Here is a 26,659-nt window from a genome sequence, read left to right on the forward strand (position 1 = left end):
CGGCTGTGGCAGTCACCGTGGCGGACCCCGGACCGGGCGCCCAGCACCAGCCCGCCCGCACGCGGCGGTTCCCCCCGCCCTGGCTGCTGCGCACGGCCGCCGCGCTGGTGTCCGGATTCGCCTATTACCTGAGCTTCGCGCCGCGCCCGCTGTGGTGGCTCGCGCCGCTGGCCTTCGCCGGGCTGGCCCTCGTGCTGCGCGGACGCCGCTTCCGGGCCGGCTTCGGCTACGGCTTCGCGTTCGGGTTCGTGTTCTTCCTGCCGCTGCTGACCTGGCTGCTGGACTTCCTGGGCCCCGACTTCGGTCCGTGGCCGTGGCTGGGCCTGTCGTTCGCGCTGGCGCTCTACCACGGCCTGGCGGGCGGCCTGATCACGCTGGTTTCCCGGCTGCCGGCCGCGCCGCTGTGGAGCGCGCTGGTGATCATCGCGCTGGAAACCCCCCGCGCGTGGTTCCCCTTCGGCGGCTTCCCGTGGGGCCGCGTCGCCTTCAGCCAGCCCGAAGGCGCGTTCCTGCCGCTCGCCTCGATCGGCGGCGCCCCGCTGGTCGGCCTGGCCGTCGTCCTCACCGGCTTCGGCCTGGCCACCCTCGCCGCCCGGTTCCGGGACGTGCGCAAGCTCACGCGGCCGGTGGTCCTCGCCGCCCTCGCCACGCTCCTGCCCCTCGTCGCGGGCCTGGCGCTGTGGCCGACGATCGGCACCGGCGCGCAGGACGGTGAGCGCACCGTCGCGACCGTCCAGGGCAACGCCCCGGACATCGGGCTCGCGCTGCAGGGACAGCGGACCGTGCTGCGCGACAACACCATCGCCGAGAGCCGGCGGCTGCTCGCCGACATCCGGGCCGGGAAGGTGCCCAAGCCGGACCTGGTGGTGTGGCCGGAGAGCGCCACCACCGTCACCGGTCCGGACCTGCAGGTCGACCAGCTCGTCGCGAACTTCGGGGTGCCGGCGCTGGTCGGGGCGATCTACCGGCTGCCGGACGGGCACCTGCAGAACTCCGTCATCGCCTGGGACCCGCGCACCGGCCCCGGCGAGCGCTACGCCAAGCAGCAGCTCGTGCCCTTCGGCGAGTACGTCCCCGCTCGCAAGCTCGCCCAGCTCGTCACGCCCTTCCTCGACTCCGAGACCGTCGACATGGTCCCCGGCGGCGGCGCGAACCAGACCATGGCCACCGCGGGCACAAAGGTCGGCGTGTTCATCTGCTACGAGACGGCGTTCGACTACCCGGCTCGTGACGCCGTGCTCGACGGCGCCGAGCTGCTGGTGGTGCCGACGAACAACGCCTGGTACGGCAAAAGCGAGATGAGCGTGCAGCAGCTGGCCATGTCCCGGCTGCGGGCGGTGGAGCACGGCCGGGCCGTCGTGGTGTCCGCCGTCTCCGGGGTCAGCGCGATCGTCGCGCCCGACGGGACGGTGACCAGCTCAACCGGCCTTTTCACCGCGGATTCCCTGGTCGGGCGCGTCCCGCTGCGGACGCAGACTACGCTGTCGGATCAACTAGGTGCGTGGACGGAGTACGGGCTGCTGGCTCTGGCGATCGCCGGGGTGGCCGGTGGGCTCGTACTCCGTTTTCGCACCCGGCGCACCAGCGCCGGCACGGCAGGGGAAGCGGCGGACTGACCGCCGCGGATATCGGAGGAGCACGGATGTCGCAGGCGCCGCGGGGGGCCCGGGAAATCGAGCCGGTGCTGGTGGTGATCCCGACGTACAACGAGCGGGAGAACCTCGGCCCGATCCTGGATCGCCTGCACAAGGCACTTCCGGACGTGCACGTGCTCGTGGTGGACGACGGCAGCCCGGACGGCACCGGCGAGCTCGCCGACGAGCGCGCGGCCGCCGACGACCACATCCAGGTGCTGCACCGCACCGAGAAGGCCGGCCTCGGCGCCGCCTACATCGCCGGGTTCCGCTGGGGCCTGGCGCGCGAGTACAACACCATCGTCGAGATGGACGCCGACGGCTCGCACGCCCCCGAGGACCTGCCCCGCCTGCTGGACGCGGTCGGCGACGCCGACCTGGCGATCGGCTCGCGGTACGTGCCCGGTGGCAGCGTGGTGAACTGGCCGGTGAACCGCCAGATCCTCTCCCGCGGCGCCAACATCTATTCGCAGGTCGCGCTGGGCATGCGCACCCGCGACATCACCGCCGGCTTCCGCGCCTACCGCCGTCCGGTGCTGGAGAAGCTGGCCCTGGACGAGGTCAACTCGCACGGCTACTGCTTCCAGATCGACCTGACGATCCGCACGGCCGACGCCGGGTTCGAGATCGTCGAGGTCCCGATCACCTTCACCGAGCGCGAGATCGGCGAGTCGAAGATGAGCGGCTCGATCATCCGCGAGGCGTTCCTGCGGGTCGCCATGTGGGGCGTCGAGCGTCGCTGGCACCAGCTGCGCAAGCTCGTCAAGCGCGCCTGAGCCGTTTTCCCCGGTTCTGGGCCATCATGGGCCGGGTGACGACCATCGTGGCCTTCCACGCCCACGCCGACGACCCCGTCCTGCTCAGCGGCGGCACGCTGGCCCGCGCCGCGGCCGACGGGCACCGGGTGGTGGTCGTGGTGGCCACCGACGGCATGGTCGCCGAACACCCGACACCGCGGTGGGCCGAGCTGGAGGCCGCGGCGGCCATCCTCGGCGTCCGGCGCGTCGTGCACCTGGGCTACGCCGACAGCGGCCACGGTCCGGTGCTGTACGCGGACCCGCCCGGACGGCAGCGCTTCGCCCGCGCGGACACCGAGGAAGCCGCGCACCGGCTCGCGGCCCTGCTGCACGAGGAGCGCGCCGACCTGCTGCTCGGCTACGACGGCAACGGCGGCTACGGGCACCGCGACCACGTGAAGGTGCACGAAGTCGCCCGGCGGGCGGCCCGGCTGACCGGGACGCGGCTGCTGGAGGCCACCGTGCCCCGGGAGTTCGCGCTGCGGTTCGCGCGGGTGGTCCGGGCGCTGCGGATCCCGTTCGAATACGACGTCGATGCGCTCGAGCACGTCTACAGCCCGGCCTCGGCCGTCACCCACCGGTTCGACGTGCGGCGGTTCGCCGGGCGCAAGCAGGCGGCGCTGGCCGCGCACGTGTCCGACGTGCGCGGCACCGGGCGGCTTTCGGCGGTGCTGCGGCTGCTCGTGTGGCTGCCGGCACCGCTGTTCGGGCTGGTCGCCGGCCGCGAGTGGTACACCGAGGTCACGCCGGCAGGATCGCCACACCCCGGGCTGCAAGTTCCTGCACGTTCTGGTCGTCGGCGTCGGTGATGATCCCGGCGACGTCACCGAAGGGCAGCACGGTGAACCGAGACGCCGCGCCCAGCTTCTCGGCGCTGGCCAGCACGTAGGTGTCGGCCGCGCGCCGGGCCAGGGTGCGCTTCATCGCGGCTTCGTCCGCGTCGCCGGTGGTCAGCCCGGCCTCGGGGTGGACGCCGGTGACGCCGAGCAGGAAGACGTCGGCGCTGATCGACTGGGCGGCCTCGGCCGCGGCCGCCCCGCAGGTGACCGCGGAGTGCCGGAACAACCGGCCACCCAGCAGGAACACCTCGATGCCGGGATGGTCGAGCAGCGCGACCGCGACCGTGGGGCTGTGGGTCACGACGGTGGCCTCGAGGTCTTCGGGGAGGGCTTTCGCGACGGCCAGCGTCGTCGTGCCGCCGTCCAGGATGACCGTGGAGCCGGGCCCGACCAGCGCGGCGGCCACCGCGGCGACCCGGTCCTTGCCGCCGACGGCGATGGCCGTGCGGCTCGCGTAGTCGGCCACGGCGGGGGAGACGGGCAGCGCGCCGCCGTAGACGCGCTGGCAGAGCCCGGCGGCGGCGAGGTCGCGCAGGTCGCGGCGGATGCTGTCCTCGGAGACCCCGAGCTCGGCCGCGACGTCCTTGGCCAGGACCTTGCCGTCGGCGGCGAGCCGGGCGAGCAGCAGTTCACGGCGTTCCCCGACCAGCATGCACGTTCCTCCTTGTTTCTTCCGAGTCGTGCACATTATGGTCGGGGCATGACCTCTTCGACAAGCCTGTCCCGCAACCCGCGGGTCCGGGTCACCAACGTGGAGCTGCTCTCGTCGGCCTGGTACGTGCTGCGCCGCACGACGTTCGATTACCGGCACGGCGACGGCCGCTGGACCACCGAGCAGCGCGAGACCTACGACCGCGGCAACGGCGCCACGGTGCTGCTCTACGACCTCGACGGCGGCACGGTCCTGCTGACCCGCCAGTTCCGCTACCCGGTCTACGTCAACGACCACCCGGACGGCATGTTCGTCGAGACCGCGGCCGGCCTGCTGGACGCCGACGACCCGGAAACGGCGATCCGCCGGGAGGCCCAGGAGGAGACGGGCGTCCGGATCGGCGCACTGGAGCACGTGTTCGACGTCTACACGAGCCCGGGCTCGGTGACCGAGCGCCTGCACTGCTACGCGGCGCCCTACGATCCCGCCGACCGCGGCGAAGGCGGCGGCATCGCGGAGGAGGGCGAAGACATCGAGGTCCTCGAGCTCCCGTTCCCCAAGGCCCTGGCCATGATCGGAACCGGCGAGATCGCGGACGCCAAGACGATCATGCTCCTGCAGTGGGCCGCCCTGCACGGCCCCTTCCGCACCGCCTAGCCCGTTCGGCCCACGTACGGGGGGAGTCGGCTCGCGTACCCGAGGGGTCGGTTGGCGTACCCAGACGGTCGGCCCGAGCGCCGAGGGATCAGGCGCGCGGCCGACCATCCAGGTACGCGAACCGACCCGCTAGGTACGCGAACCGACCGTTCCGGTACGCGAGCCGACCCTGTGGGGACGCGAGCCGACTCTGTGGGCATGCGAAAGGCCCCCGCGGGGGGAGGTCGCGGGGGCCTTTCCGTTGTGGTGGGAGCTTTGGCTACGAGGCCGAAGCCGGGAGGATCACGCCGACCGGGAGGTGCGGCGGCCCTTCAGCTCGGCGAGACGTTCGTTGAGCAGGTCCTCGAGCTCGGGGATCGTGCGCCGCTCGAGCAGCATGTCCCAATGCGTGCGCGGCGGCTTGACCTTCTTCTGCTCGGGCTGCCCGCCATCGACGATCTCCGATTCGCTGCCGTGCAGGCGGCACTCCCAGACCGTCGGGATCTCGGCGTCGTCGGAGAACGGCACCTCGAACTCGTGGTTCTTCGGGCAGGCGTAGCGCACGGTGCGGCGTGGGGCGAGGTCGTGGTTGCGGTCGGTCTCGTAGCTGACCGCTCCCAGCCGGCTTCCACGAAGAACACGGTCGGCCATGATGGGGGTCCTTTCAGTCAGCTCCGGGGTGGAGCCAGGGTGTTGCTCACCCTATGCAACGACCCGGGGGCCCGGAGGATTCCCGGTACACCATGTCGTTGCTCACGATGAGCTGCGTCACCCGCCTGCAACAGCTTCCACTAGTAGGAGGCATTTCGCGCTCCGGCGTGACGTCAATACGGCCTTCTTAGTGCTGATATCCCCCGGATGGGCTACCCGGGTCTCGCTCAGGTCAACCGTAACTGACCGTGATGGGCGGTAACCGGGCCTAAGTCACCCGATCGAAAGTGGCGGCGACACAATACCTGATAACGCACAGTAGCGAATTCGGCCTCAAAACGTGCTGAAGCTGAAGTTTCAACTACGGATTGTTCGGTATCTGCCACCACGACGGTATCGCCCTCGCGTACGACCTCGCCGTCCACCACCCGCGCATTGAACCGCCCGGACAGCCCGCACCAGCACAACACCTCCACCTGAACCGGCTGCAACTCGTCCGCCAGTTCGAACAGACGAGCGACTCCCGGGAACAACCGGCTCCGGAAGTCCGTCGCGATCCCGAAGCAGTAGACGTCGATCTCGACCTCGTCGGCCAGCTCCGCCAGCTGGTCGACCTGACCGGGGGAGAGGAACTGCGCCTCGTCCACCACCACGTAGTCCACGTGCCGGCCCTGCGCCCACTCCTGCCGCACCAGGTCACGCACGTCGGTGTCCTCGCCGACCTCCACCGCCTGCCGGGTCAGCCCGATCCGGCTCGAGATCTGCGGCGCGCCCGAGCGGTCGTGACGCACCAGCACCAGCCCCCGGCGGCCCTGCCGCGCGTGGTTGTGGTCGATCTGCAGCGCCAGGGTCGACTTCCCGCAGTCCATCGGCCCGTAGCAGAACTTCAGCCTGCCCACCGGCGGCGTCCCGCGGCGCGAACCGGCCGCGGGAACCGACGACAGGGCGTCGGTGGGATCAGGGCCGGCGGCGTCGTTGAGCAAGGTCACGACGCCCGACCCTATCGGTGGCTACAGAACCTCCGGCGGACGGTTGCCCGCCGCCTCGATCGCCCGCCGCACCGGCACCAGCCACACCAGCACCAGCCCGGCCGCGAAGAAGATCACCAGCGCCACGATGGCCAGCCGGAACGACCCCGTCGCCTGCCCGACCCCGGCGAACACCAGCGGCCCCAGCCACGACGTCCCACGCTCACCGACGACGTAGAGCGAGTAGTACTGCGCGTCCTTGCCCGCCGGGATCATCTGGCTGAACAGCGACCGCGACAGCGCGTTCGTCCCGCCCAGCACCAGCCCGATCCCCACCGCCACCGCGAGGAACTGCCCCATTTGCTTCGGCTGCACGAAGTACGCCCCGGCCAGCACCACCATCCACACCACCAGGCTGCCCAGGATCGTCCGCTTCGCCCCGATCCGCCGCGCCACCAGCCCGTGCAGCGTGCCACCCAGGTACGCCACGAACTGGATCACCAGGATCGTGACGATCAACACCTCGTTGCCGAACCGCAGCTCGTCCTTGCCGTACTGCGCCGACACCGTCACCACCGTGTTGATCCCGTCGGTGAAGACCAGGTAGCTGCCCAGGAAGGCGAGCGTCAACGGATACGCCTTCGCTGCCACCAGCGTCTGCCGCAGCTCCGTGAACCCCGCCCGCAGCACCGAACGCCCAGGCGCGACGTCCACCGGCACGTGCCGGCGGGGGAGCGCCCGCACCGCGGGGAAGGTGAACGCCGCCCACCACAACCCCGAGGTCAGGAAGCAGATCTGCACCGCCAGGTCCTGGCTCACCCCGAAGAGGTCGTGCTTCAGGTAAAACCCCAGCTGCAACGCCAGCGCCAGCCCGCCACCCAGGTACCCGAACGCCCAGCCCTTCGCCGAGATGCCGTCCCGCTCGTCCGGCCCGCCGATGTCCACCAGGAACGAGTAGTAGACGACCAGCGAACCCCCGTAGCCGATGTTCGCCACGATGAACAGCGCCGCGCCCAGCTGCCAGGCCGACCCCGAGAAGAAGAACATCGCCGCCGCGGCCGCCGCACCCAGGAACGCGAACCCGGCCAGGATCCGCCGCTTGTTGTGACTGCGATCGGCCACCGCACCGGCGATCGGCAGCACCAGCACCTGCACCACCGTCGCCACCGACAGCAGATAGCCCCACACCGAACCCGCCGGGAAGTGCAGCCCCAGCAACGTCACGTCGCAGTTGTGCAGCGTGTCCGTCTCACCCGCCGCGTTCAGGCACGCGCGGTCCCCGTTAAGGGTGATGTTCGCCTTCGCGTCCGCCGCCGCGATCGGGCTCATCGACAGCGCCCCGAACACCGTCGTCGTCGACGAATAGAACGGCGAATTCGCCCAGTCGTAGAAATACCAGCCCCAGCGCTCGCGCTTGGTCGAGCGCGTCCCGGCCAGCGTCATCCACGGCTCCTTCACCTCGAGAACGTCCAGGTCAGCGCGGAGACTACGGGGGCACCGCGACCCCGGAGAACGCACCACCGAAACCGTGTCCGGTTTGTCGCCTCGTGATCATCCGCCGGCCCGCCGCACCACCGCCGTCGACCGCTCGCGGCGTGTCGCCGGCAAAAGTGAACAGTGTTTCATGTGAGACTGGTGCGCCGATCGTGTCTGTTGTGGTCAGTGGGACACGCTCCTACTGTGCACCCATGATCCAGAAGCGCCGACGCACCGTGGTGAGAACCCTGCTCCTCGCCATCGCCGCCATGGGTCTGCCGCTGGTCACTCCGGCCGTCGCCGCCGCGGACCCCGCGTCGAGCGCCTGGGCCAAGCTCCGCATGTGCGAATCGAGCGGCCGCTACGCCACCAACACCGGCAACGGCTACTACGGCGCCTACCAGTTCGACCTGCCCACCTGGCGCAGCGTCGGCGGCCAAGGCCGCCCCGATCAAGCCGCCGCGGCCGAACAGGACTACCGCGCCCTCTACCTCTACCGCATGCGCGGCTGGCAACCCTGGCAGTGCGCCGGCATGCTCAAACTCGCCCCCGACGCCGACGCCCGCAGCAAACGCGTCCCCACCTACACCGAATCCGCCTACATCGGCGGGGGAGGCCTGCCCGCCCCGCCCCCAGGCCCCGGCGGTCCCCGCCCCGCGTGGCCCGGCGTCGTCTACCGCTACGGCGACTGCGCCGACCCCCTCAAGACCTTCCAGCTCCGCATGAACGCCTTCGGCTACGGCTTCACCGGCACCGGCTGCTACCTCGACAAGACCCGCACCGCCGTCCTCGACCTCCAGCGCGCCAACGGCATCAACGATAGCGGCCTCCTCGGCCCCAAGACCTGGGAAGCCGCCTGGACCGGCAAACCACCCCGCTGACGCTCACGGCTCCTGCGACTGCCGCCACTTACCCCGCTCGATCAGCACCTCACGCAGCAGATCCGGCCGATCCGTCACGATCCCGTGCACCCCCAGATCCAGCAGCATCCGCATCTCCGCCGGATCGTCGATCGTCCACGTGTGCACCTCGATCCCCGAACGCCCGGCGATCGACAAGAACGCCTTGTCCACCACCCGCAACGCCCCCTGCCGCACCGGCACCTGCGCCATCGCCCCCAGCACCAGCCGCCCCAGCGGCAACAACGGCAACCGGCCCCGCACCCACAACGCGAACGCCGACCGCGGCCCCATCGCCGTCACCAGCCGCGGCCCCGCCAGCTTCCGCAACCGCACCAGCCGCGCGTCCGAAAACGCCGCCCCCGCCACCCGGTCGAACGCCTGCGTCCGCTCCAGCACCCGCACGAACGGCTCCACCGCCCGATCGGCCTTCACATCCACGTTGAACCGCGCGTCCGGCAACTCCTCCAGCACGTCCTCCAGCCGCGACAACGGCGCCTTCCCCGCCACCTTGACCCGCTTCAGCTGCTCCCACGTCTGCCCCGCGATCGGCCCGGAGCCGTCCGTGGTCCGATCCAGATTCGGGTCGTGGTGCACCACCACGACCCCGTCCGCCGTCGCGTGCACATCCGTCTCGAGGTACCGGTACCCCTCCGCGCACGCCCGCTGGAACGCCGGCAACGAGTTCTCCAACCCCTCCAGGTCACCGAGGTGCCACCCCCGGTGAGCGAACGCACGGGGGAGCGGATCGGCCAGGTACGGGAACGACACGTGCATCCCTCAAGTGTGCACTTCCGCCATGACCCCGGCATGAGCAACCGATGGCCAGCTAGGGTCTCCCGGGTGAGGGACGCCGCCGAACTGACCCAGCCGACCACCATCGAACTCGCCCCGGCCCGCCGAGGCGCCCCCAAGCACTGCGGCTGGTGCGGACGACGCCTCCCCGAAGGCGGCAACGTCGGCCGCCGCCGCCGCTACTGCGGCCAATCCTGCCGCCAGCGCGCCTACGAACGCCGCACCGCACTCCAGCGAAGCGGCCTCCCCGAAGACGCCGTCGTCCTCTCCGACAGCGAAATCGCCGCCCTCCAGGACCGGCTCTTCCAGCTCCGCTGCGCCGCCGAAGACATCGTCACCGCAGCGGACGACGGAGCCGACGCCCGCGAACTCCGCGGACTCGCCGCCGAGATCGCCCGAGCGGCCAAGGACCTCGAACAACTCCGCTGACCCCACCCGGCGCCGTGTCGTCCCTCCAGACACGCGTGTCGACCCTCTGAACACGCGTGTCGTCCGTTCAAGCACGCGTGCCGGCCAACGCGGCACTCAACCCAGCCCGTCCAACGCCCGGTACGTCCGATTGCTCGCCGCCGCCGCCCGCTGCTCCCGGCCCGTCGCCTCGATGTAGTTCTGGCTCGTCGCCAAGCTCGCGTGCCCCAGCAACGCCATGATCTCCGACGCCGTCGCCCCGTCCTCCGCCAGCCGCGTCGCGAACGTGTGCCGCAACGCGTGCAGATTCGCCCCCGCCGGCACCCGGTCGTGCAACCCCGCACCCCGGTAACACGACTTCACCAGGTACTCCAGCGCACCCCGCCCGATCGGCTCACCCGCCCGGTCCAGCAACAACGGCGAACCAGGGGAGAACCGCACGTTCGGGAACCGCACCCGGCACGACTCCCGGTACCGCTCGATCAGCTCCGCCAGCACCGGCTGCACCGGAATCGACCGATCCCGGCTGCCCTTGCCCTTCACGTGCAACCGCAGCTCACCGGCGCGCCCCACCAGCGACCGCGCCGACAACGCCCGCATCTCCGCCGCCCGCAACCCCGCCACCAGCCCCAGCGCGATCACCAGCACGTCCCGCTCCGGCCACGGGTCCCGCGCGCGCCGCGAACCCGCGGCCGCCGCCGAGAGCAGCTGCTCCGGGGTTTCCTCGCCCCGCAACGGCTTCGGCGTCAACGCCGGCGTCCGCGGCCGCGCCACCGCCCCCATCGGATTGCCCGCCAGCAGACCATCGGCCACGCAGAACGTGAGGAACTGGTTCCACGTCGACCACGCCCGCAGCACCGAGCTCTTCGCGTGCCCGTCCGCGAACACGCCGAACGCCGACCGCAGCGCCGGCCCGGTGAGGTCGGCGACCTCCAGGTCCTCGGCCGGACGCCCGAGCTCCGAAACCAGGAGAGTGGTGATGCCGGCGAGATCCCGGCGGTAGGCGTCGGTGGTGTGCGGGGAGTCCTTGCGGGGACGGCGGGCGGCGAAGAAGGCTTGCTGGGCCTCGGAAACCTTCATGTGGATCTTGTACCGCACACCACCGACAGTTTCCGTGGCCGGGCCCGACCCCGGCATTTCATGCATAATGGCAATTATGCATGAAATGCCGGGGTAACCCAGGATCTTCCCCTGGGGGACACGGACTTCTCCGGATTTGCCGTACCGGGCCTTCGGACGCCCTCATTGCCCAAACTGCGGGGCATGCGCACACATGTTCGACACCGACTCATGGGAGCCGGGGATGGCCGCCGGGGCCGTGGGCGAATCGAGCGTCGCCAACTGCGCCGTGCGACGACTCCAGCGTGCCCGAACCTCAGTCAGTTTCGTCACCGTGACGTTTTGAGGTCGGGTGACCGGACCTCGGGCTCGAGCCTCTCAGGGGATGCTCTCGGACCTTCTGAGGCTCGGATCGGGCCACTGCTGGTTGGGCGGGCCCGCAAAACCTCACAGGAGCCGTCCTGACGAAGCGAACGCCCTCGCGAGCCCGATAGGTCCAACTCTGGATCTTGGCGCCCCTCCCAGCCTTCCGACCAGCGTGTCACCAAGTGCCGATAATGTACATTATGTCAAGTAACGTCAGTGCCAGTCGCTGATCATGACGTCCTTCGGTGCCGGGGCGCCCTCCCCGGTCTCGACGAGCTGCTTGAGGCTCATCAGGTAGATCGCCCACTTCGTGCTGCAGTGGTGCATGAACTCGCCCGCCTCGCGCCAGCCTTCGTGCTTGAACAGGACGATCGTGTAGTCGTTGCGCTTTTCGAGCTCCCAGCGGATCGTCGTGCCGATCCATTCCGGCGGCCCGTCGACGACCTCCCAGCGGACGAGCCGGCCCGGCTCGAGTTCGAGGACCTTCATGTCGAAGCCGCCCGGGATGAAGCGGAAGGCGATGACGCCGCCGGGTTCGGTGTCCCCCACGGTCTTCTCGGTCCACCAGCCGGCCAGGCCGTCGAGCGTGGTGAGTGCCTCGTAGACCTGATCGGGGTTGGCGTCGTGGACGCCGATGCGGTGCAGGATGTCCATTTCTACTGCTTCCTTTCGATGGTCTTCTCGATGGTTTCGGCGATGTGCTTGATGCGGCGGAGCCGGGCGTCCCAGGCGTTGCCGACGTCGGTGAGCTGGGCGACGGCGCGTGCGAGCTGGTCTTCGTCGACGCGGAACTGTTTTTCGCGGCCGGCGTTGTGGGCGTGGACGAGGCCGGCGCGGTCGAGGACGGTGAGGTGCTTGGCGACGGCCTGGCGGGTGACCGGGAGGTGTTCGCTGAGGCTGGTCGCGGTGCCGCTCCCCTGGTTCAGGAGCAGGTCGAGCATCCGGCGGCGGGTGGGGTCGCCGATGGCGGACCAGAGGTCGTCGTCGACGGCGGTGGTCACCGGGTGGCTCCGACTTCGGTGGCGTAGGCGGGCAGGCGGGACAGGAAGTGGTCCCACCCGGTGGTGTGGTCGGCGTGTTCGGCGGCGATCTTGGCTTCGTCCCAGCCGCGTTCGCGGAAGCCGGTTTCGGTCATCCGGAGGCGGGTGCCGGTGCCGGCGGGTTCGAGTTCGAAGACGACGAGGAACGAGTTGCCGGGGGCGGCGGTCTCCCCTTCGGTGTAGGCCCAGCGGAAGGAGAAGTGTTTCGGGGGGATGGCGTCGACGACGGTGAACTGGACCCAGGAGCCGCCGAAGCCGATGCGGCCCGCTCCCCCGGGTTCGGCGGGGTATTCGGCTTCGTCGGGCCACCATCCGCGGAGGTGTTCGGGGCTGCTGACGACGTCGAAGACGACGTCGGGGTGGGCGTCGATGTGGATTTCCCGTTCGATGGTGCCGTGTTCCATGCGGACTCCTTGTGCAACGTTCGGTTGCGTTTCACGTTAGCTCGCCGGGAGCTGATGTGCAACCTTCGGTTGCGCGCAGGTCCTTCTGGACCCAGGCGACGTCGCGCCAGGCGCCGTGTTTCCAGCCGACCCGGTGGTAGACGCCCGCCGGCTCGAAGCCGAGGGCGCGGTGGAGCCCCGCGCTGGCGTCGTTCGGCAGGGTCATGCCGGCGAAGGCGCGGCAGAAGCCGCGTTCGCGCAGCCGCTCGAACAGGGCTTCGTAGAGGGCGCGGCCCGCGCCGGTGCGGCGGCGGCCGTGTTCGAGGTAGATGCTCGTTTCGCAGGACCAGCGGTAGGCGGCGCGTTCGGCGAAGCGGGTGGCGTAGGCGTATCCGGCGACGCGGCCGTCGTCTTCGAGGACGAGCCAGGCGTGGGCGCCGTCGATGCGGCGGGCCATTTCGGCGGCGGTGGGTGGTTCGGTCTCGAAGGAGACGGCGGTGTCGGTGACGTAGGGCGCGTAGAGGGTCGCGCAGGCGGTGGCGTCCTCGGGGGTGGCGTGTCGGATCATGGCTCATATGGTAGCTGTGATGGCTCGTATAGTATCCAGAGTCATGACCGATCCCCTCTCTGCACGCCTGGCCGCCGCGGTGCACGCCGCCCGGACGTCGCAAGGTCTCTCGTCCGCGGCGCTCGCCGACCGGTCGGGGGTGTCGCGGGCGATGATCGGCAAGATCGAGCGGGGTGACGTGCAGCCGACGGCGGCGTTGCTGGCGAAGCTGTCGGCCGCGCTGGGCCTGACGCTGTCGGAGCTGATCGCGCGGGCCGAGGGTGACGAGCGCCGGCTGGTGCGTGCGGCGGAGCAGCCGGTGTGGGTGGACCCGGACACGGGATACCGGCGGCGGTCGGTCTCCCCCGCGGCGGGCCGTCCGCTGGAGCTGGTGGAGGTGGAGCTGCCGCCGGGGGTCGAGGTGCCGCTGGTGTCGGGGACGTATGCGTTCCTGCACCAGCAGATCTGGGTGCTGGCCGGACAGTTGCGGTTCCACGAGGGTGCGCAGGTGCACGAGCTGGCCGCCGGGGACTGCTTGCAGCTGGGGCCGGCGGCGGACTGCGTGTTCGCGAACCCGGGTCCGGTGCCGTGCCGGTACCTGGTGGCGCTGGTGAAGCGGGCGAGCTGACCGGGCGATCCGATTACGCTCTTTCCATGGTGGAAGTGACCGTGGAAGAGGTCGTGTCGTGCACTCCCGAGGCTTTCCTGGCGTTGGTCATGGATCCACGGCGCTACGCGGAGGTCGACCGCAAGCTGGGCCGGATCGACTGGGTCCGCGCCGACGGTGATGTCGCCGAGTTCCGGTTCCGCTCGGTGCTGCCCGGGCTGGGGCCGGGCCCGAAGATCGTGTCCCGGATGACGCTGACTCCGGGCCGGCGGGTCGATGTGCGGTTGCCCGACCGGCCGGAGAATCGCTTGGCGCGCCGGTTGTCGACGTTCGAGGCGTCCTTCGAGTGCGTGCCGGCGGGCGAGGGGATCCGGGTGCGGCGCCGGATCGCCTTCGGGTTCGTCGCTCCCCTGCGGTGGCTGGTCGAACCGGTGCTGCGTCGCAGGCTGCCGGCCGACGTCGAAGCCGAGGTGAAGGGTGCCAAGCGGTTGCTCGAGCGTTGACTGAAGCAATGAATCAGTGCTTCACTTCTTGACGTGCCCTACCGCCGCACCCCGAAGGTGCAGGAACGCCTCGACGCTCAGCGGGAGACGATCGTCGCCGCCGCGACGCGGCAGCTGGCCGAACACGGCTACGGCGGCTGTTCCGTCGCCGCGGTCGCCGACCGGGCCGGGGTGGCCGTCGGCAGTGTCTACCGGCACTTCCCCACCAAGGCCGACCTCGTCGTGCACGTGTTCCGGCAGGTGGTGACGCGGGAGGTCGAGGCCGTCCGGGCGGCGTCGGCGGAGGCGGGGGCACCGGCCGAGCGGGTCCTGGCGGCCGTCGACACCTTCGCCCAGCGTGCTCTCAAGGCGCCGAAGCAGGCGTATGCCCTGCTCATCGAGCCGGTCGACCCGCTCATCGACGCCGAGCGGCTGGAGTTCCGGCGGGCCTATACCGAGGTCATCGCCGAGCACGTCGCCGCCGGGGTCCGGGACGGCGTGCTGCCGCCGCAGGACGGCCGGCTCACCGCCGCCGCGCTGGTCGGCGCCGCCGCGGAAGTCCTGATCGGGCCGTTGACCAGCGGAAACGCCGGTGACGTCGCCGAGCTTCGCACGTTCATCCTTCGCGCTCTAGGAGGTTCCGATGCCCGCCACGCATGAGGTCACCAACCAGGTCCCGCCGTTGGCCGGGCACGACGTCGCCGACGATCCGGCGCTGCTGGCCGGGCTCGAGCGCGCCGGTGCGGGCTGGGCGGCGGCGGAGCTGCACGAGCTGGGCCGGCTGGCCGGGACGGAGCAGGCGCAGGAGTGGGGCCGGCTGGTCAACGAGAACGAGCCGGTGCTGCGCACCCACGACCGGTACGGCCACCGGATCGACGAGGTCGAGTTCCACCCCCACTGGCACGACCTGATGCGGGTCGCGACGGCGCACGGCCTGCACGGCACGCCGTGGCGGGACCCGCGCGAGGGCGCGCACGTGGCGCGGGCGGCGAAGTTCTACGTCTGGGGCCAGGTCGAAGCCGGGCACAGCTGCCCCATTTCGATGACGTACGCGGCGGTTCCGGCGTTGCGCGCGAACCCGGAGCTCGCGGCGCGGTACGAGCCGCTGCTGGCGGCGACCGAGTACGACTTCGGGCTGCGGGACCCGGCCACCAAGCGCGGCCTGCTCGCGGGCATGTCGATGACCGAGAAGCAGGGTGGCTCGGACGTCCGGGCGAACACGACGACCGCGTCCCCGGCCGGGGACGGCAGCTACACCCTGGTCGGGCACAAGTGGTTCACCTCGGCGCCGATGTGCGACGTGTTCCTGACGCTGGCGCAGGCGCCGGGCGGGCTCTCCTGTTTCCTGCTCCCCCGCGTCCTGCCGGACGGCTCGCGCAACCGGATCCTCCTGCAGCGGCTGAAGGACAAGCTGGGCAACCGGTCGAACGCGTCGTCGGAGATCGAGTACGGCCACGCGGTGGGCTGGCTGGTCGGCGAGGAGGGCCGCGGGGTCCGCACGATCATCGAGATGGTCAACAACACCCGGCTGGACTGCACGCTGGGCAGTGCGTCGGGCATGCGGCTGGGTGCGGTCCGCGCGGTGCACCACGCGACGCACCGGCGTGCGTTCGGCCAGGCGCTGGTGGACCAGCCGCTGATGGCGAACGTCCTGGCCGACCTGGTGATCGAGTCCGAGGCGGCGACGACGGTGGCGATGCGGCTGGCCGCGGCGGGCGACCGGCGTGGTGACGAGCAGGAGCAGGCGTTCCGCCGACTGGGGCTGGCGGTGTCGAAGTACTGGGTGTGCAAGCGGGCGCCGGCGCACGCGGCCGAGGCCCTGGAGTGCTTCGGTGGCAACGGGTACGTCGAGGAGTCGGGGATGCCGCGGCTCTACCGGGAGGCGCCGCTGTCGTCGATCTGGGAGGGCTCGGGCAACGTCGCCGCGCTGGACGCGTTGCGCGCGATGGGCCGGCAGCCGGAGTCGGTCGCGGCGTTCTTCGCCGAGGTCGAACAGGCCGCCGGCGGTGACGCCCGGCTGGACGACGCGGTGGACCGCGTCCGCAAGGAGCTGACCGACCTGGACGGCATCGAGTACCGGGCGCGGCGGCTGGTCGAGGCGATGGCGCTGGTGCTGCAGGGATCGCTGCTGGTGCGCCACGGCCACCCGGCGGTCGCGGACGCCTTCTGCGCGTCGCGGTTCGGCGGCGACTGGGGCATCGCGTTCGGGACGCTCCCGGCCGGCGTCGACACGGGAGCGATCATCGAGCGCGCCGCGGTTCGCTAGCCGGCCCGCTCGGCCCGCTGCCGGGCCAGTTCCTCGACCGCGCTGGGCAGGGTGGTTTCGAAGTCGATCAGCTTGGCCCACGTCGGGGTGATGACGATCCGGACCATGCCGTCGTAGAGGGAGCGCACTTCGCGTTCCCATTCGACCCGCTGCTCGGGGGTCATCTCGTAGCTGCCGTTCATCTGCAGGTACTCCTCCGGGATGCCGTCGACGACGTCGAGTTCGGCGTCGCCGCGGATGAGGAGGATCTTGGGCGGGTGCACTTCGGTGTCGATGGTCAGGGCGACGGCGGGGTTGGCGCGCAGGGACGGCAGCTTCGGGGCGTTCTTCGTCGTGCACAGGACGATCTCCGTGCCGTTCCAGGTGAAGGCGATGGGGATCGAGCGCGGGGTGCCGTCCTTGGCGACGTAGGCCAGCCGGGCGACGTCGCGGTCGAGCAGTTCGCGGCTGAGCGGCTTGTCGAGGACCTCGGCGATCTCGTTCGGCAGCATGGTCGTCTCCTTCTCCGGGGCGGCCTGAGGGGCCGCTGATGCCCCGGGGACGGAGCCGCCGGCGCGTTCTCGACACGCGCCGGCGAAAACTTCAGCGGCCGAGGGCGTCGAGCGCGCCGGCGACCGCGGCGGCTCTGAGATCGGCGACCGGGACGTCGGGGAACTGCATGCAGACGTCCTGCAGGCCGCCGAGGGCCAGGATGGCCCTGGCCTGCTGTTCGAGGGTGGGTGAGGGGCCGCAGATCAGCTCGGTGAGCCGGGTCCGCCAGCCCAGGACGCGGTCGATGAGCCCGAGGTCGGCCAGGGTCGGCATCTCGGCCAGCAGCATGACGACGTCGGCGCGGTGGCGGTAGTTGAAGTCGAAGAAGCCTTCGATCAGCTCGCGCACCGGCGCGTCGCCGCGGGCTTCCTGGTCGAGGAGGAATTTCTCGCCGTCGTCGAGCAGGGGCTGGACGATGCTGCGGACCAGGTCTTCGCGGGACGGGAAGTGGTAGTAGAGCGCGGGTTTGGTGATGCCGAGCCGGTCGGCGATGTCCTGCAGGCTGGTGCGCTGGACGCCTTGGCTGGTGAACAGCTCGCGGGCGACGTCGAGGATGCGCTGCTTGGTGTCGGAAGGCTTCGGCACCGAGCCAGCATAACTGACTTAACGATAGGTAAGGGACTGTGGTACAACTTACCTACCGTTAAGTCAGGGAGGTACTCATGCGGATTCTCGTCTCCGGTGCCAGCGTCGCCGGCCCGGTACTGGCGTACTGGCTCACCCGCCACGGCTTCGACGTCACCGTGGTCGAGCGCGCGCCGGCCCTGCGCAAGACCGGCGGCCACGCCGTCGACCTCTTCCGCCCGGCCATGGACATCACCGAACGGATGGGCGTGCTGCCCCGCGTCGAAGCCCTCGCCACCGGCACGACCCGGATGACCGTGCACCGCGAAGGCGGCCACCGGCCCATCCGGGTGGACCTGGCGAAGGTCTTCCAGGCCACCTCCGACCGGCACGTCGAGGTCATGCGCGACGACCTCAGCGAGATCTACTACGACGCCGGCCGCGAAGACGTCGAGTACCTCTTCGGCGACTCGATCACCGGCATCTCCCCCGACGGCGAGGTCACCTTCGAGCACGCGCGGGCGCGCCGGTTCGACGTCGTCGTCGGGGCCGACGGGCTGCACTCGAACGTCCGGCGCCTGGTCTTCGGGGAAGAGGCCGGGCTGACGACGTTCATCGGCGCCTACCTGGCGGTGCTTTCCCTGCCGGACAGCCTCGGCCTCGACGGTGAGGCCATCACCCACCTCGGCCCCGGCCGCACCGCCTCCCTCTACAGCGCCCGGCACCTGGGCGAGGCACGCGCGGTGTTCCTGTTCCGCCGCGACGAGCCGCTCGACTACCACCACCGGGACGTTCCCCGCCAGCAGCAGCTGCTCCGGGCAGCGTTCTCCGGGATGCATCCGCAGGTCGACGGCTGGCTGGCCGGTCTCGACGGCCCGGGCCCGTTCTACTTCGACTCGATCACCCAGCTGCGGCTGGACACGTGGTCGCGCGGCCGCGTGACGCTCGTCGGCGACGCCGGATACTGCCCCGGCCCGGCCGTCGGCGGCAGCACGAGCCTCGCGGTGCTCGGCGCGTACGTCCTGGCCGGCGAACTGGCCGCGGCGAACGGCGACCACGAACGTGCCTTCGCCGCCTACGAGCGGGAGATGGACGAGCTGGTGCGCCGCAGCCGCGCCTTCGCGATGGGCGCGGCACGAAGCCTGATCCCCGCCTCACGGGCCGGGGTCTGGGCACTGGCCCGGGGCGGCCAGCTGGTCTCGGCACTGCCGGCCGGGTGACGCGGGCACTCGCGAAGCTCAACACCGGCGGCGTCCGCATGCACGATTCGATGCGGGTCAAGGACTACGCGGCGAAGGCGGCGGCCTGACGCTGGAGGGGACCCCGTGGTGGTGGGAGCCCCCTCCAGCTTCGACAGCGGGTCTCTGCCTCGAACACTGTCGGTCACCGGCAGCAGCCGGGCGGGCGCGCGGGAGAACCCGCGCGCCCGCACCCCCAGTGGCCCGGCGGAACCCGCCGTCAGTGCACAGGAGACAACGAGTCCCGCGCTGGATACCGGGAAAGTTGGCGGAATTCAGCCCCGCAGCGAGCCGGAGCGCAGGTGCTGGCCGACCGGGCCCGGTCCGGCGCGCCCGGTCGGCGGGTGCCGCGAATGACTCATTCGGGACGCCGGAGGTCGCGAATGAGTCATTCGCGACCTCCGGCGTCCGGCGGCACTCAGCCCACCAGCAGCCCCGGATCGTGCTCCGGAGCCCCTGCGGGCCACCACATCTGTCCTTCGCGCCGGTACGGGTGCCACCGGCCCCGGCGATCCAGCCTCAGCTGCACCGCACCGACCGTGCAGTGGTTGCGCTCGAACACCGGCTCCCCCGCCACGTCCGCGAGCGCCGCCCGCGCGGCCGCCACGGCCGCTTTCGGCGGGGTCCACGGCGTTTCCAGCACCTCCAGCCCGTCCGGCCCGCCGTACCGCCACGCCGCGACCGCCCGCGCGAAGCCCGCACCCTCACCCAGCCGCCCGGCCACCGAGGGGAACTCGGCGGCCAAGCGGACCGCGTCCTGCCGCCGACCCGGCCACGGCCGCCCCGCCGACAACGCCCGCGCCCGCCCGGCCGCGTTCGCCGCCAGCAGCGCGAACACCTCGGCCGGCACCCCCGGCGCCGCCGGGATCGACGGGGCGCCCGACGGCCGGAACCCGGCCAGGTCGGGCAGCTCCCCCGGAACCCGGTCCGCCGCCGGCTCCGCGACCGGCACCGGTGCGGTGCGGCTCTCCAGCTCCTCGCGGATCTCCCGCTCGCCCTTGCCCCGCATCAGCAGCAACAGGAACGGGTCCGCGTCGAGCAGCCACGACGCCTGGAACGACAACGCCGCCGCGTGCCGGCACGGCAGCTCCCAGCCCGGGCAGTCGCACTCCGGATCGAGATCGCCGATCCCCGGCAGCAGGTCGACGCCTGCCGCCTCGACCAGGTCGGGCGGCAGGTCGCGGTCCAGCAGCGCCGCCAGGTGCCCCGCGCGGGAGGCGACGCGGTCGAGCAAACGCGTCCAGTCCGGCTCCGGCAGCTCAGCCAGCCGCAGCTGCGTGCGGTACGGGCCGCCGTCGGCGTCGTCGACCACCGCCGCGATGCGGCCCGGGCTGACCGTGATCGGGCCGACCAGGCCGGCCGCGGCGTACTTGCGGCCCTTCTTCAGCTGACGCAGGTCCAGCGCGGTGTCCTCCATCGCCCGCACCCACGCCCGGCCCCACCACGAGCGGGCGAGGTGCCCGGCCGCCCCGAACGCGGGAAACCCGCGCACCCGGTCGTCGGTCATCCGCGGCTCCTCAGTTCGACGAGCTCGGCCAGCTCGGTGTCCGACAGTTCCGTCAACGCGGCTTCGCCGCCGGCCAGCACCGCCTCGGCCAGCGCCCGTTTCTCCCGCAGCATCGCCGCGATCCGGTCCTCGACCGTCCCTTCGGCGACGAGCCGGTGCACCTGGACCGGCCGGGTCTGCCCGATCCGGTACGCCCGGTCGGTCGCCTGGTCCTCCACCGCCGGGTTCCACCAGCGGTCGAAGTGCACGACGTGGTCGGCGCGGGTGAGGTTCAGCCCCGTCCCGGCGGCCTTCAACGACAGCAGGAACACCGGCACCGCACCGGCCTGGAACCGGGCCACCAGCTCCTCGCGCCGGGGCACCGGGGTGCCGCCGTGCAGCAGCTGCGTCGCGATCCCGCGGCCGGCCAGGTGCTTCTCCAGCAGCCGCGCCATGGCGACGTACTGGGTGAACACCAGCACCGCGCCGCCGGTGGCGAGGATCGTGTCCAGCAGCTCGTCGAGCAGCTCCACCTTGCCCGAACGGCCGCCGGGTTCCTTGAGGTACTGCGCCGGGTGGTTGCAGATCTGCTTGAGCGCGGTCAGCAGCTTGACGATCCGGCCGCGCCGGGCCATCCCGTCGCTCCCGGCGATCTCGGCCATCATCTCCCGCACGACCGCCTCGTACAGCGCCACCTGGTCCGCGCTGAGCGCCACCGGCCGGTCCGTCTCGGTCTTCGCCGGCAGCTCGGGCGCGATCCCCGGATCGGACTTGCGACGCCGCAGCAGGAACGGCCGCAGCAACCGCGAAAGCCGTTCGGCCGCCGCGGAGTCCCCGGCTTCGATCGGCTTCGCCCACCGCGTCCGGAACTCGCTCAGCGACCCCAGCAGGCCGGGCGCGGTCCAGTCGAGGATCGCCCACAGCTCCGAGAGCGTGTTCTCCACCGGCGTGCCGGTCAGTGCCACCCGCGCCGCCGCCGGCACCAGCCGCAGCGCCTTCGCCGTGCCCGAACGGTGGTTCTTGACGTGCTGGGCCTCGTCGGCCACCAGCAGCCCCCACCGAACCCCGGCCAGCGGCGCGGGATCGGTGCGCAGCGTGCCGTAGGTCGTGAGGACGAACCCGGCGGCGTTCTCGACGTCCTCGAGCGAACGGGCGCTGCCGTGGAAGCGCCGCACCGGCACGCCGGGGGCGAACCGGCGGATCTCGCGTTCCCAGTTGCCCAGCAGCGAAGCCGGGCACACCACCAAGGTCGGCCCCGCGGCCCGGTGCAGGTGCAGCGCGATCAGCGTGACCGTCTTGCCCAGGCCCATGTCGTCGGCGAGGCACCCGCCGAGCCCGAGCCCGGTCACCGTGGCCAGCCACTGCAGCCCCCGCAGCTGGTAGTCCCGCAGCGTCGCCGCCAGCCCGGCCGGCGGGGCCTGCGGGTGCGGCGGCTCGGACAGCCGCTCCCGCAGCCGCGCCAGCCAGCCGCCGGTGACGACCTCGACCACCTCGCCGTCGACCTCGGTCGTCCCCGACAGCTCCGCCCCCAGCGCGTCGACCGGGGTCAGCGGCTTCAGCGCCCGGTCCCGCGCCTTCGCCGCCAGCGCCGGATCGACCAGCACCCAGCGCTCGCGCAGCCGCACCACCGGGCGGCGCGCCTCGGCGAGCGCGTCCAGTTCCGCCTCGGTCAGCACCTCACCGCCCAGCGCGAGCTGCCAATCGAACGCCAGCGCGCGCCCGCCGCCGAAGAACGACGGCAGATCGCCCGGGGTGTCCCCGGCGCGGACGACGGGCCGCGCGGTCAGCGCTCCCGCCAGCTCGGCCGGCCAGTGCACGTCGATCCCCGCCGCCGCCAGCCGTGGTGCCGCGGCCGCGACCAGCTCGGTCACGTCGTCCTCGCCCAGCGCCACCTCGGCCGGCACCGCCGAGGTCAGCAGCGGGCTCAGCGCCGGCCACACCTGCGCGCCGCGGCGCAACGCCAGCAGGACGTCGATGCGGGCCCGCGGCCCGAAGCGCCCGGTCTCCCACAGCTGCGCCGCGTCGGCGACCTGCCCGGGATCGGCCAGGCTGTGCACCTGGACCACGGCGTGGAACCGCCCGCTCTCGAACCCGCCGGGTGCGGTCACCCGCAGCGACACGCGGATCCCCGAGTCCAGGCCCGCGGCCAGCTCGCCCGCCCAGTCGCGCAGGGCATCCGCGCGCTGCGGTGCGACGGCGGCGAACAACCGCGTCCCGGCCGCTTTGGCCGCGGCGGGCGTGCGGGGCAGCGTGTCGGCGACGGCGTCCAGGAAGGCCCGCAGCAGCGGTCCCGGCGCGCGCTCGTCCGGCGGCATCGCGGCGGCGAGGTCCCGCAGCCACGCGGCTTCCGCCGGTTCCAGCGGACCGACGCGCCAGGCGTCGTGTCCGGCCGCGGTGACGCCGGGCAGCAGCCGTCCCGCGGCCACCAGCCGCAGCGCGGCCTTCGCCGCGGTCGCCCAGAAGGCGTCAGTGCCGGCCAGCAGCTCCGGCAGGCCGTCCGCAATGGACAGTTCACGACCGTCGACCACCAGGCGGCCCGTCCGCGGTGGTTCGCCCGGTTCGAAGTGGACGTTCAGTTCCCCAGCCTCCCGTACCTGCGCACCGACAACGGCACGAACACCGCCAGCAGCACCAGCGGCCACCCCACGGCCATCGGCACCGCGTGCGCACTCACCCAGGACGTCCCCGCCGCGCCCGGGTTGCCGAACAGCACCCGCGCCGCGGTCACCGTGGAGGACAACGGGTTCCACTCCGCCACGGTTCCCAGCCACGCCGGCATCGTCGAGGTCGCCACGAACGCGCCGGAGAGGAACCCGAACGGGAATTCCAGCGTCTGCGCCACTGTCACCATCGACGGATCGGCGGTCAGCAGGCCCAGGTAGATCCCGGCCCACACCAGCGCCGTCCGCAGCAGGAGCAGCAGGCCCAGCGCCGCGAGGGTCTCACCCAGGCTGCCGTGCGGGCGCCAGCCGACGGCGAACCCGCAGCCGACCAGCACGGCCAGCGCGAGGACGGCGTTCACCAGGTCCGCCGCCACCCGCCCGGTGAACACCGCCGACGGCGCCATCGGCAGCGACCGGAACCGGTCGGTGACGCCCTTGCCGGTGTCGTCCAGCACCGCGATCATCGTCCCCGAGAGCCCGAAGGCCATGGTCATCGCGAACATCCCCGGCATCAGGAACTCCCGGTAGGAGCCCCCGCCGGGCACGCTCATCCCGCCGCCGAGCAGGTAGGCGAAGATCAGCACCATCAGGATCGGGAACGCCACCACCCCGGCCAGGCGCGCCGGGCGCCGCGCCAGCTGGGCCAGGCAGCGCTGGGTCAGCGTCCAGCCGTCTTCGATCGCCCACCTCATCGCGGCACCCCCGTCAGCTGCAGGAACACTTCGTCCAGCGTCGGCTGCCGCAGCGCCACGTCGGCGAACGCCAGCTCGGTCGCCGCCAGCTCCCGCACGACGTCGGTCAGCATCGACGGCTCGGCCGCCGCGCTCACCCGCAGCTCCTCGGTGACCGGCTCGGCCCCGGTGACCCGCGCGAGCAGGCCCGCCGCCGCGCCGAGCGCGTCCGGGTCGGTGAGCACCAGCTCGATGCGGGTCACCCCGAGCGAGCCCTTCAGCTCGGCCGGGGACCCTTCGGCGATCACCCGGCCGTGCTCGACGAGGGAAATCCGGTCGGCCAGCCGGTCGGCCTCCTCCAGGTACTGCGTCGTGAGCAGCACCGTCGTCCCGTCCGCGACCAGCGATCGCACCGCCCGCCAGACCTCGGCGCGGCTGCGCGGGTCCAGCCCGGTCGTCGGCTCGTCGAGGAAGAGCACCCCCGGGGCCGCCAGCAGTGCCGAGGCCAGGTCGAGCCGCCGCCGCATCCCGCCGGAGTAGGCCGACACCGGCTTCGGCCCGGTGTCGGCGAGGCCGAACCGCTCGAGCAGGTCGTCGGCGCGCCGGGCGGCCTGCCGGCGGCCCAGGTGGTGCAGCCGGCCGAAGAGGATCAGGTTCTGCCGCCCGGACAGGATTTCGTCGACGGCGGCCTGCTGGCCGACCAGCCCGATCGACGCCCGCACCTTCGCCGGTTCGGTGGCGACGTCGAACCCGGCCACCCGGGCGACGCCGCCGTCGTGACGCAGCAGCGTCGAGAGCACGCGGACCGCGGTGGTCTTGCCCGCGCCGTTGGGTCCCAGCAGGCCGCACAGAGTGCCGGCCGGGACGGAGAGATCGAACCCCTCGAGGGCGTACGCGTCGCCGTAGCGCTTGCGCAGTCCCTCGGCGTGAATGTGCGGAGTCATCCTGCCCCTTAACTCTGTACAGTGTACGAAAAAGAGGTTAGCACAACTCTGTACGTTGTACGGGAATCAGGTGGGCAGAATGGCCGGAGTGCGCACGCAGGAGAACGGTGACGGCGACCCCCGGCGGGCGATCGAGCTGCTCTGGGGCGTCTCGGCACCCCCGCGCCGCGGCCCCAAACCCAAGCTGGCCACGGCCGACGTCGTCCGCGCCGCGATCGCGCTCGCCGACGCCGACGGCATCGAAGCCGTCACCATCCGCCGGGTCGCCGAGCAGCTCGGCGTCTCCCCCATGTCGCTCTACACCTACGTGCCGGGCCGGGCCGAGCTGCTGGACCTGATGATCGACCACGCCCACGGCGAGCTGGCCGCCCCGGAGGAAGGCCTCGGCTGGCGGGCGGCGCTGACCGCGATCGCCGAAGCGCAGTGGGCGCTGTTCCACCGCCACCCCTGGCTGCTGCACGTGACCACCAGCCGCTCGGCGCTGGGCCCGCACAGCTTCGCCAAGTACGAACACGAACTGCGCGCGATCGAGGGCATCGGCCTCGGCGACGTCGAGATGGACGCCGTGGTCAGCCTCGTCACCGGCCTGGTCCGGAGCACCGCGCGCAGCTCGCTCGACAACGCCCGCCTGGTCCGCGCCACCGGCATGACCGACGCGCAGTGGTGGGAGCGCGCCTGGCCGGTGCTGGCCGGCATCCCGGCCGCCGACGCGGCGCACTACCCGATCTCGGCCCGCGTTGGCCAGGCGGCAGGGGAAGCCCACAACGCCGCCGAGAACCCGGCCTACACCTTCCGCTTCGGCCTCGCCCGGGTCCTCGACGGCATCGAGGCGCTCGTGTCAGAACGTCAGCAGTAGCCGCGCCGGGCGCCAGGTCCCGCCGTCGGGCGCCCGCGGGACGTCCTCCACCAGCGCCAGGTCCGGGAAGCGCGCGAACAGCGACGACAACGCCACCTCGGTCTGCACCCGCGAGATCGAGGCGCCCAGGCAGAAGTGCGGGCCGTGCGAGAAGCCCAGCTGCGCCGGCCCCGAACGGGTGATGTCGAAGCGGTCCGGCTCGGCGAACGCCCGCGGATCGCGGTCGGCGGCCACCAACGCCGCCGTCACCCGCTCACCCTGGCGGATCAGCTCGCCGTCGATCTCGACGTCCTCGCGCGCGAACCGCGGCGTCGTCAGCAGCTGCGGGCTGCACCAGCGCATCAGCTCCTCCACCGCCCCCGGCCACAACCCGGGGTCCGTGCGCAGGAGAGCCAGCTGGTCCGGGTGCCCCAGCAGCGCTTCGACGGCGTTGGCGATGAGGTTCACCGGCGTCTGCCCGCCCAGGACCAGGTGCCACACCAGGGTGACCAGCTCGGTGTCGGTGAGCCGGTCACCGTCCTCGGCCTGGACCCGCACCAGGTCGCCGATGAGGTCGTCGCCCGGCTCGGCCCGGCTGCGCGCCACGGCTTCCCGCGCGCCCTCGATGATCGCCGGGATCGCCGCGGCGAAGTCCGGCCCCATCCCGCTCGCGACCGCGGCCCCGTACTCGCGCCAACGCGGCCGATCCGCCGGGGGAATGCCGACCAGCTCGCAGATGACGTCGATCGGCAGCGGCCGCGCGAAGTGCGGCACCAGATCGACGACGCCGTCTTCGGCGTGCCCGGGCAGCTCGTCGAGCAGCCCCTCGGTGATCGCGGCCAGCCGTGGCCGCAGCTGCGCGGCCCGCTTCGGCGTGAACGCCGGCGCCACCAGCCGCCGCAGCCGCAGGTGCTCCGGCCCGTCCTTCTCCGACATCGTCTCCAGGTACGCCAGGCAGTGCTCGGGGATCCCGGGCGGCCGCATGAAACTGCCGGAGTTCACCTCGAACCGCGCGTCGGTCAGCATCGCGCGCGCTTCGGCGTAGCGGGTCAGGGCCCAGAACGGACCGAAACCGGGGATGACCAGCTTGGCCACCGCACTCACTTCCCGCGCCCGGTCGTAGGCGGTGAACGGGTCGGTGAGCACCTTCGGGTCGGTCAGGTCGATCTCGGGGGTCATCCACCACTCCAGATGTTCAAATCAGATGTTCTTATCATTTCAG

Annotated in this window: 29 protein-coding genes; 12 read left to right on the forward strand and 17 right to left on the reverse strand. The window is 71.9% G+C overall.

All coding sequences use genetic code 11. From position 1 onward, the window contains the following. The first annotated feature begins 5 nt into the window (after positions 1 to 5). The 3 genes from lnt to AB0M30_RS38670 are packed head-to-tail and all read left to right on the forward strand — an operon-like array spanning position 6 to position 3,240. Complete coding sequence (lnt, locus tag AB0M30_RS38660; protein ID WP_364594833.1) at positions 6 to 1,616, forward strand: apolipoprotein N-acyltransferase; 1,611 nt, start codon at positions 6 to 8, stop codon at positions 1,614 to 1,616. 26 nt (positions 1,617 to 1,642) lie between these two features. Continuing rightward, positions 1,643 to 2,410 carry a polyprenol monophosphomannose synthase gene (locus AB0M30_RS38665; RefSeq protein ID WP_364594836.1) on the forward strand — a complete coding sequence of 256 codons (768 nt, stop codon included), beginning with the start codon at positions 1,643 to 1,645 and terminating at the stop codon, positions 2,408 to 2,410. A 26-nt stretch (positions 2,411 to 2,436) separates the two neighbouring features. Beyond that, positions 2,437 to 3,240 carry a PIG-L family deacetylase gene (locus tag AB0M30_RS38670; protein ID WP_364594839.1) on the forward strand — a complete coding sequence of 268 codons (804 nt, stop codon included), beginning with the start codon at positions 2,437 to 2,439 and terminating at the stop codon, positions 3,238 to 3,240. Here AB0M30_RS38670 and AB0M30_RS38675 read toward each other — a convergent pair. Continuing rightward, complete coding sequence (locus tag AB0M30_RS38675; protein ID WP_364594842.1) at positions 3,173 to 3,922, reverse strand: DeoR/GlpR family DNA-binding transcription regulator; 750 nt, start codon at positions 3,920 to 3,922, stop codon at positions 3,173 to 3,175. The two genes, AB0M30_RS38670 and AB0M30_RS38675, sit on opposite strands and share 68 nt — an antisense overlap. A gap of 48 nt (positions 3,923 to 3,970) precedes the next feature. Here AB0M30_RS38675 and AB0M30_RS38680 point away from each other — a divergent pair, with 48 nt between their 5' ends. Then, a complete protein-coding gene (locus AB0M30_RS38680) occupies positions 3,971 to 4,579 on the forward strand; it encodes an NUDIX domain-containing protein (protein ID WP_364594844.1) in 609 nt (202 codons plus the stop codon). Positions 4,580 to 4,861: 282 nt separating this feature from the next. Here AB0M30_RS38680 and AB0M30_RS38685 read toward each other — a convergent pair whose 3' ends face one another. The 3 genes from AB0M30_RS38685 to AB0M30_RS38695 form a co-directional block, all read right to left on the reverse strand. Then, the gene (locus AB0M30_RS38685; protein ID WP_003081521.1) at positions 4,862 to 5,209 is read right to left on the reverse strand and encodes an RNA polymerase-binding protein RbpA; all 348 of its coding nucleotides are present in this window, start codon (positions 5,207 to 5,209) and stop codon (positions 4,862 to 4,864) included. Positions 5,210 to 5,436: 227 nt separating this feature from the next. Further along, the gene (locus tag AB0M30_RS38690; protein WP_364594847.1) at positions 5,437 to 6,198 is read right to left on the reverse strand and encodes a thymidine kinase; all 762 of its coding nucleotides are present in this window, start codon (positions 6,196 to 6,198) and stop codon (positions 5,437 to 5,439) included. Between the two features lie 21 nt (positions 6,199 to 6,219). Further along, positions 6,220 to 7,620 carry an MFS transporter gene (locus AB0M30_RS38695; RefSeq protein ID WP_364594941.1) on the reverse strand — a complete coding sequence of 467 codons (1,401 nt, stop codon included), beginning with the start codon at positions 7,618 to 7,620 and terminating at the stop codon, positions 6,220 to 6,222. 245 nt (positions 7,621 to 7,865) lie between these two features. Here AB0M30_RS38695 and AB0M30_RS38700 point away from each other — a divergent pair, with 245 nt between their 5' ends. Beyond that, a complete protein-coding gene (locus AB0M30_RS38700; protein WP_364594850.1) occupies positions 7,866 to 8,534 on the forward strand; it encodes a transglycosylase family protein in 669 nt (222 codons plus the stop codon). Between the two features lie 3 nt (positions 8,535 to 8,537). Here the strand turns inward: AB0M30_RS38700 and AB0M30_RS38705 are convergent, their stop codons facing one another. Continuing rightward, on the reverse strand, positions 8,538 to 9,329 hold the full coding sequence (locus AB0M30_RS38705; RefSeq protein ID WP_364594853.1) for a glycerophosphodiester phosphodiesterase: 792 nt from the start codon (positions 9,327 to 9,329) through the stop codon (positions 8,538 to 8,540). Positions 9,330 to 9,395: 66 nt separating this feature from the next. Here AB0M30_RS38705 and AB0M30_RS38710 point away from each other — a divergent pair, with 66 nt between their 5' ends. Beyond that, the gene (locus AB0M30_RS38710) at positions 9,396 to 9,776 is read left to right on the forward strand and encodes a hypothetical protein (RefSeq protein ID WP_364594856.1); all 381 of its coding nucleotides are present in this window, start codon (positions 9,396 to 9,398) and stop codon (positions 9,774 to 9,776) included. A 96-nt stretch (positions 9,777 to 9,872) separates the two neighbouring features. Here the strand turns inward: AB0M30_RS38710 and AB0M30_RS38715 are convergent, their stop codons facing one another. The 5 genes from AB0M30_RS38715 to AB0M30_RS38735 form a co-directional block, all read right to left on the reverse strand. Then, on the reverse strand, positions 9,873 to 10,853 hold the full coding sequence (locus AB0M30_RS38715) for a tyrosine-type recombinase/integrase (RefSeq protein ID WP_364594859.1): 981 nt from the start codon (positions 10,851 to 10,853) through the stop codon (positions 9,873 to 9,875). Between the two features lie 540 nt (positions 10,854 to 11,393). Continuing rightward, positions 11,394 to 11,834: an SRPBCC domain-containing protein gene (locus AB0M30_RS38720; RefSeq protein WP_364594862.1), complete on the reverse strand. Its 441-nt coding sequence runs from the start codon at positions 11,832 to 11,834 to the stop codon at positions 11,394 to 11,396. Positions 11,835 to 11,836: 2 nt separating this feature from the next. After that, positions 11,837 to 12,181 carry a metalloregulator ArsR/SmtB family transcription factor gene (locus AB0M30_RS38725; protein ID WP_103339392.1) on the reverse strand — a complete coding sequence of 115 codons (345 nt, stop codon included), beginning with the start codon at positions 12,179 to 12,181 and terminating at the stop codon, positions 11,837 to 11,839. Continuing rightward, positions 12,178 to 12,624, reverse strand: a complete 447-nt coding sequence (locus AB0M30_RS38730; protein WP_364594866.1) for an SRPBCC domain-containing protein — start codon at positions 12,622 to 12,624, stop codon at positions 12,178 to 12,180. Before AB0M30_RS38730 ends, AB0M30_RS38725 begins: the two co-directional genes overlap by 4 nt. Positions 12,625 to 12,655: 31 nt before the next feature. Further along, on the reverse strand, positions 12,656 to 13,171 hold the full coding sequence (locus AB0M30_RS38735) for an N-acetyltransferase family protein (RefSeq protein ID WP_364594869.1): 516 nt from the start codon (positions 13,169 to 13,171) through the stop codon (positions 12,656 to 12,658). Between the two features lie 43 nt (positions 13,172 to 13,214). Here AB0M30_RS38735 and AB0M30_RS38740 point away from each other — a divergent pair, with 43 nt between their 5' ends. The 4 genes from AB0M30_RS38740 to AB0M30_RS38755 are packed head-to-tail and all read left to right on the forward strand — an operon-like array spanning position 13,215 to position 16,505. Then, positions 13,215 to 13,778, forward strand: a complete 564-nt coding sequence (locus AB0M30_RS38740) for an XRE family transcriptional regulator (protein WP_364594872.1) — start codon at positions 13,215 to 13,217, stop codon at positions 13,776 to 13,778. Positions 13,779 to 13,804: 26 nt separating this feature from the next. After that, positions 13,805 to 14,260 (forward strand): SRPBCC family protein, encoded by a 456-nt coding sequence (locus tag AB0M30_RS38745; protein ID WP_364594875.1) that lies wholly within the window; start codon positions 13,805 to 13,807, stop codon positions 14,258 to 14,260. A gap of 33 nt (positions 14,261 to 14,293) precedes the next feature. After that, positions 14,294 to 14,899 (forward strand): TetR/AcrR family transcriptional regulator, encoded by a 606-nt coding sequence (locus AB0M30_RS38750; RefSeq protein ID WP_364594878.1) that lies wholly within the window; start codon positions 14,294 to 14,296, stop codon positions 14,897 to 14,899. Beyond that, a complete protein-coding gene (locus tag AB0M30_RS38755; RefSeq protein WP_364594881.1) occupies positions 14,883 to 16,505 on the forward strand; it encodes an acyl-CoA dehydrogenase family protein in 1,623 nt (540 codons plus the stop codon). Before AB0M30_RS38750 ends, AB0M30_RS38755 begins: the two co-directional genes overlap by 17 nt. Here the strand turns inward: AB0M30_RS38755 and AB0M30_RS38760 are convergent. Together AB0M30_RS38760 and AB0M30_RS38765 are read right to left on the reverse strand one after the other, a co-directional pair. Next, complete coding sequence (locus AB0M30_RS38760) at positions 16,502 to 16,996, reverse strand: pyridoxamine 5'-phosphate oxidase family protein (protein ID WP_364594884.1); 495 nt, start codon at positions 16,994 to 16,996, stop codon at positions 16,502 to 16,504. The two genes, AB0M30_RS38755 and AB0M30_RS38760, sit on opposite strands and share 4 nt — an antisense overlap. A 91-nt stretch (positions 16,997 to 17,087) precedes the next feature. Beyond that, positions 17,088 to 17,621, reverse strand: a complete 534-nt coding sequence (locus AB0M30_RS38765) for a TetR/AcrR family transcriptional regulator (RefSeq protein WP_364594887.1) — start codon at positions 17,619 to 17,621, stop codon at positions 17,088 to 17,090. 77 nt (positions 17,622 to 17,698) lie between these two features. Here AB0M30_RS38765 and AB0M30_RS38770 point away from each other — a divergent pair, with 77 nt between their 5' ends. Then, complete coding sequence (locus AB0M30_RS38770) at positions 17,699 to 18,820, forward strand: FAD-dependent monooxygenase (RefSeq protein WP_364594890.1); 1,122 nt, start codon at positions 17,699 to 17,701, stop codon at positions 18,818 to 18,820. Positions 18,821 to 19,256: 436 nt separating this feature from the next. Here the strand turns inward: AB0M30_RS38770 and AB0M30_RS38775 are convergent, their stop codons facing one another. From AB0M30_RS38775 to AB0M30_RS38790, 4 genes are read right to left on the reverse strand one after another with little or no spacing between them, the layout of a single operon-like run. Continuing rightward, the gene (locus tag AB0M30_RS38775) at positions 19,257 to 20,345 is read right to left on the reverse strand and encodes an SWIM zinc finger family protein (protein ID WP_364594893.1); all 1,089 of its coding nucleotides are present in this window, start codon (positions 20,343 to 20,345) and stop codon (positions 19,257 to 19,259) included. Beyond that, complete coding sequence (locus AB0M30_RS38780) at positions 20,342 to 22,852, reverse strand: DEAD/DEAH box helicase (protein ID WP_364594896.1); 2,511 nt, start codon at positions 22,850 to 22,852, stop codon at positions 20,342 to 20,344. Before AB0M30_RS38780 ends, AB0M30_RS38775 begins: the two co-directional genes overlap by 4 nt. 44 nt (positions 22,853 to 22,896) lie before the next feature. Further along, positions 22,897 to 23,679: an ABC transporter permease gene (locus AB0M30_RS38785; RefSeq protein WP_364594899.1), complete on the reverse strand. Its 783-nt coding sequence runs from the start codon at positions 23,677 to 23,679 to the stop codon at positions 22,897 to 22,899. Continuing rightward, the gene (locus tag AB0M30_RS38790) at positions 23,676 to 24,602 is read right to left on the reverse strand and encodes an ATP-binding cassette domain-containing protein (RefSeq protein WP_364594902.1); all 927 of its coding nucleotides are present in this window, start codon (positions 24,600 to 24,602) and stop codon (positions 23,676 to 23,678) included. Before AB0M30_RS38790 ends, AB0M30_RS38785 begins: the two co-directional genes overlap by 4 nt. 79 nt (positions 24,603 to 24,681) lie before the next feature. On the opposite strand from AB0M30_RS38790, the gene AB0M30_RS38795 reads away from it, so the two are divergent. Further along, positions 24,682 to 25,458, forward strand: a complete 777-nt coding sequence (locus tag AB0M30_RS38795; protein WP_364594905.1) for a TetR/AcrR family transcriptional regulator — start codon at positions 24,682 to 24,684, stop codon at positions 25,456 to 25,458. Here AB0M30_RS38795 and AB0M30_RS38800 read toward each other — a convergent pair. Then, positions 25,441 to 26,616 carry a cytochrome P450 gene (locus AB0M30_RS38800; RefSeq protein ID WP_364594908.1) on the reverse strand — a complete coding sequence of 392 codons (1,176 nt, stop codon included), beginning with the start codon at positions 26,614 to 26,616 and terminating at the stop codon, positions 25,441 to 25,443. The two genes, AB0M30_RS38795 and AB0M30_RS38800, sit on opposite strands and share 18 nt — an antisense overlap. Positions 26,617 to 26,659: the final 43 nt, after the last annotated feature.

The organism is Amycolatopsis sp. NPDC051716, from assembly GCF_040681595.1.
Taxonomy (GTDB): Bacteria; Actinomycetota; Actinomycetes; order Mycobacteriales; family Pseudonocardiaceae; genus Amycolatopsis.

Excerpts from the sequence above, each read along its gene's own strand:
- AB0M30_RS38770 (WP_364594890.1), top strand. The coding sequence starts at position 17,699 with ATGCGGATTCTCGTCTCCGGTGCCAGCGTCGCCGGCCCGGTACTGGCG.
- AB0M30_RS38680 (WP_364594844.1), top strand. The coding sequence starts at position 3,971 with ATGACCTCTTCGACAAGCCTGTCCCGCAACCCGCGGGTCCGGGTCACC.
- AB0M30_RS38675 (WP_364594842.1), bottom strand. The coding sequence starts at position 3,922 with ATGCTGGTCGGGGAACGCCGTGAACTGCTGCTCGCCCGGCTCGCCGCC.
- AB0M30_RS38800 (WP_364594908.1), bottom strand. The coding sequence starts at position 26,616 with ATGACCCCCGAGATCGACCTGACCGACCCGAAGGTGCTCACCGACCCG.
- AB0M30_RS38745 (WP_364594875.1), top strand. The coding sequence starts at position 13,805 with ATGGTGGAAGTGACCGTGGAAGAGGTCGTGTCGTGCACTCCCGAGGCT.
- AB0M30_RS38695 (WP_364594941.1), bottom strand. The coding sequence starts at position 7,620 with ATGACGCTGGCCGGGACGCGCTCGACCAAGCGCGAGCGCTGGGGCTGG.
- AB0M30_RS38670 (WP_364594839.1), top strand. The coding sequence starts at position 2,437 with ATGGGCCGGGTGACGACCATCGTGGCCTTCCACGCCCACGCCGACGAC.
- AB0M30_RS38775 (WP_364594893.1), bottom strand. The coding sequence starts at position 20,345 with ATGACCGACGACCGGGTGCGCGGGTTTCCCGCGTTCGGGGCGGCCGGG.
- AB0M30_RS38685 (WP_003081521.1), bottom strand. The coding sequence starts at position 5,209 with ATGGCCGACCGTGTTCTTCGTGGAAGCCGGCTGGGAGCGGTCAGCTAC.
- AB0M30_RS38705 (WP_364594853.1), bottom strand. The coding sequence starts at position 9,329 with ATGCACGTGTCGTTCCCGTACCTGGCCGATCCGCTCCCCCGTGCGTTC.
- AB0M30_RS38720 (WP_364594862.1), bottom strand. The coding sequence starts at position 11,834 with ATGGACATCCTGCACCGCATCGGCGTCCACGACGCCAACCCCGATCAG.
- AB0M30_RS38700 (WP_364594850.1), top strand. The coding sequence starts at position 7,866 with ATGATCCAGAAGCGCCGACGCACCGTGGTGAGAACCCTGCTCCTCGCC.
- AB0M30_RS38735 (WP_364594869.1), bottom strand. The coding sequence starts at position 13,171 with ATGATCCGACACGCCACCCCCGAGGACGCCACCGCCTGCGCGACCCTC.
- AB0M30_RS38730 (WP_364594866.1), bottom strand. The coding sequence starts at position 12,624 with ATGGAACACGGCACCATCGAACGGGAAATCCACATCGACGCCCACCCC.
- AB0M30_RS38790 (WP_364594902.1), bottom strand. The coding sequence starts at position 24,602 with ATGACTCCGCACATTCACGCCGAGGGACTGCGCAAGCGCTACGGCGAC.
- AB0M30_RS38760 (WP_364594884.1), bottom strand. The coding sequence starts at position 16,996 with ATGCTGCCGAACGAGATCGCCGAGGTCCTCGACAAGCCGCTCAGCCGC.
- AB0M30_RS38740 (WP_364594872.1), top strand. The coding sequence starts at position 13,215 with ATGACCGATCCCCTCTCTGCACGCCTGGCCGCCGCGGTGCACGCCGCC.
- AB0M30_RS38755 (WP_364594881.1), top strand. The coding sequence starts at position 14,883 with ATGCCCGCCACGCATGAGGTCACCAACCAGGTCCCGCCGTTGGCCGGG.
- AB0M30_RS38795 (WP_364594905.1), top strand. The coding sequence starts at position 24,682 with ATGGCCGGAGTGCGCACGCAGGAGAACGGTGACGGCGACCCCCGGCGG.
- AB0M30_RS38665 (WP_364594836.1), top strand. The coding sequence starts at position 1,643 with ATGTCGCAGGCGCCGCGGGGGGCCCGGGAAATCGAGCCGGTGCTGGTG.
- AB0M30_RS38785 (WP_364594899.1), bottom strand. The coding sequence starts at position 23,679 with ATGAGGTGGGCGATCGAAGACGGCTGGACGCTGACCCAGCGCTGCCTG.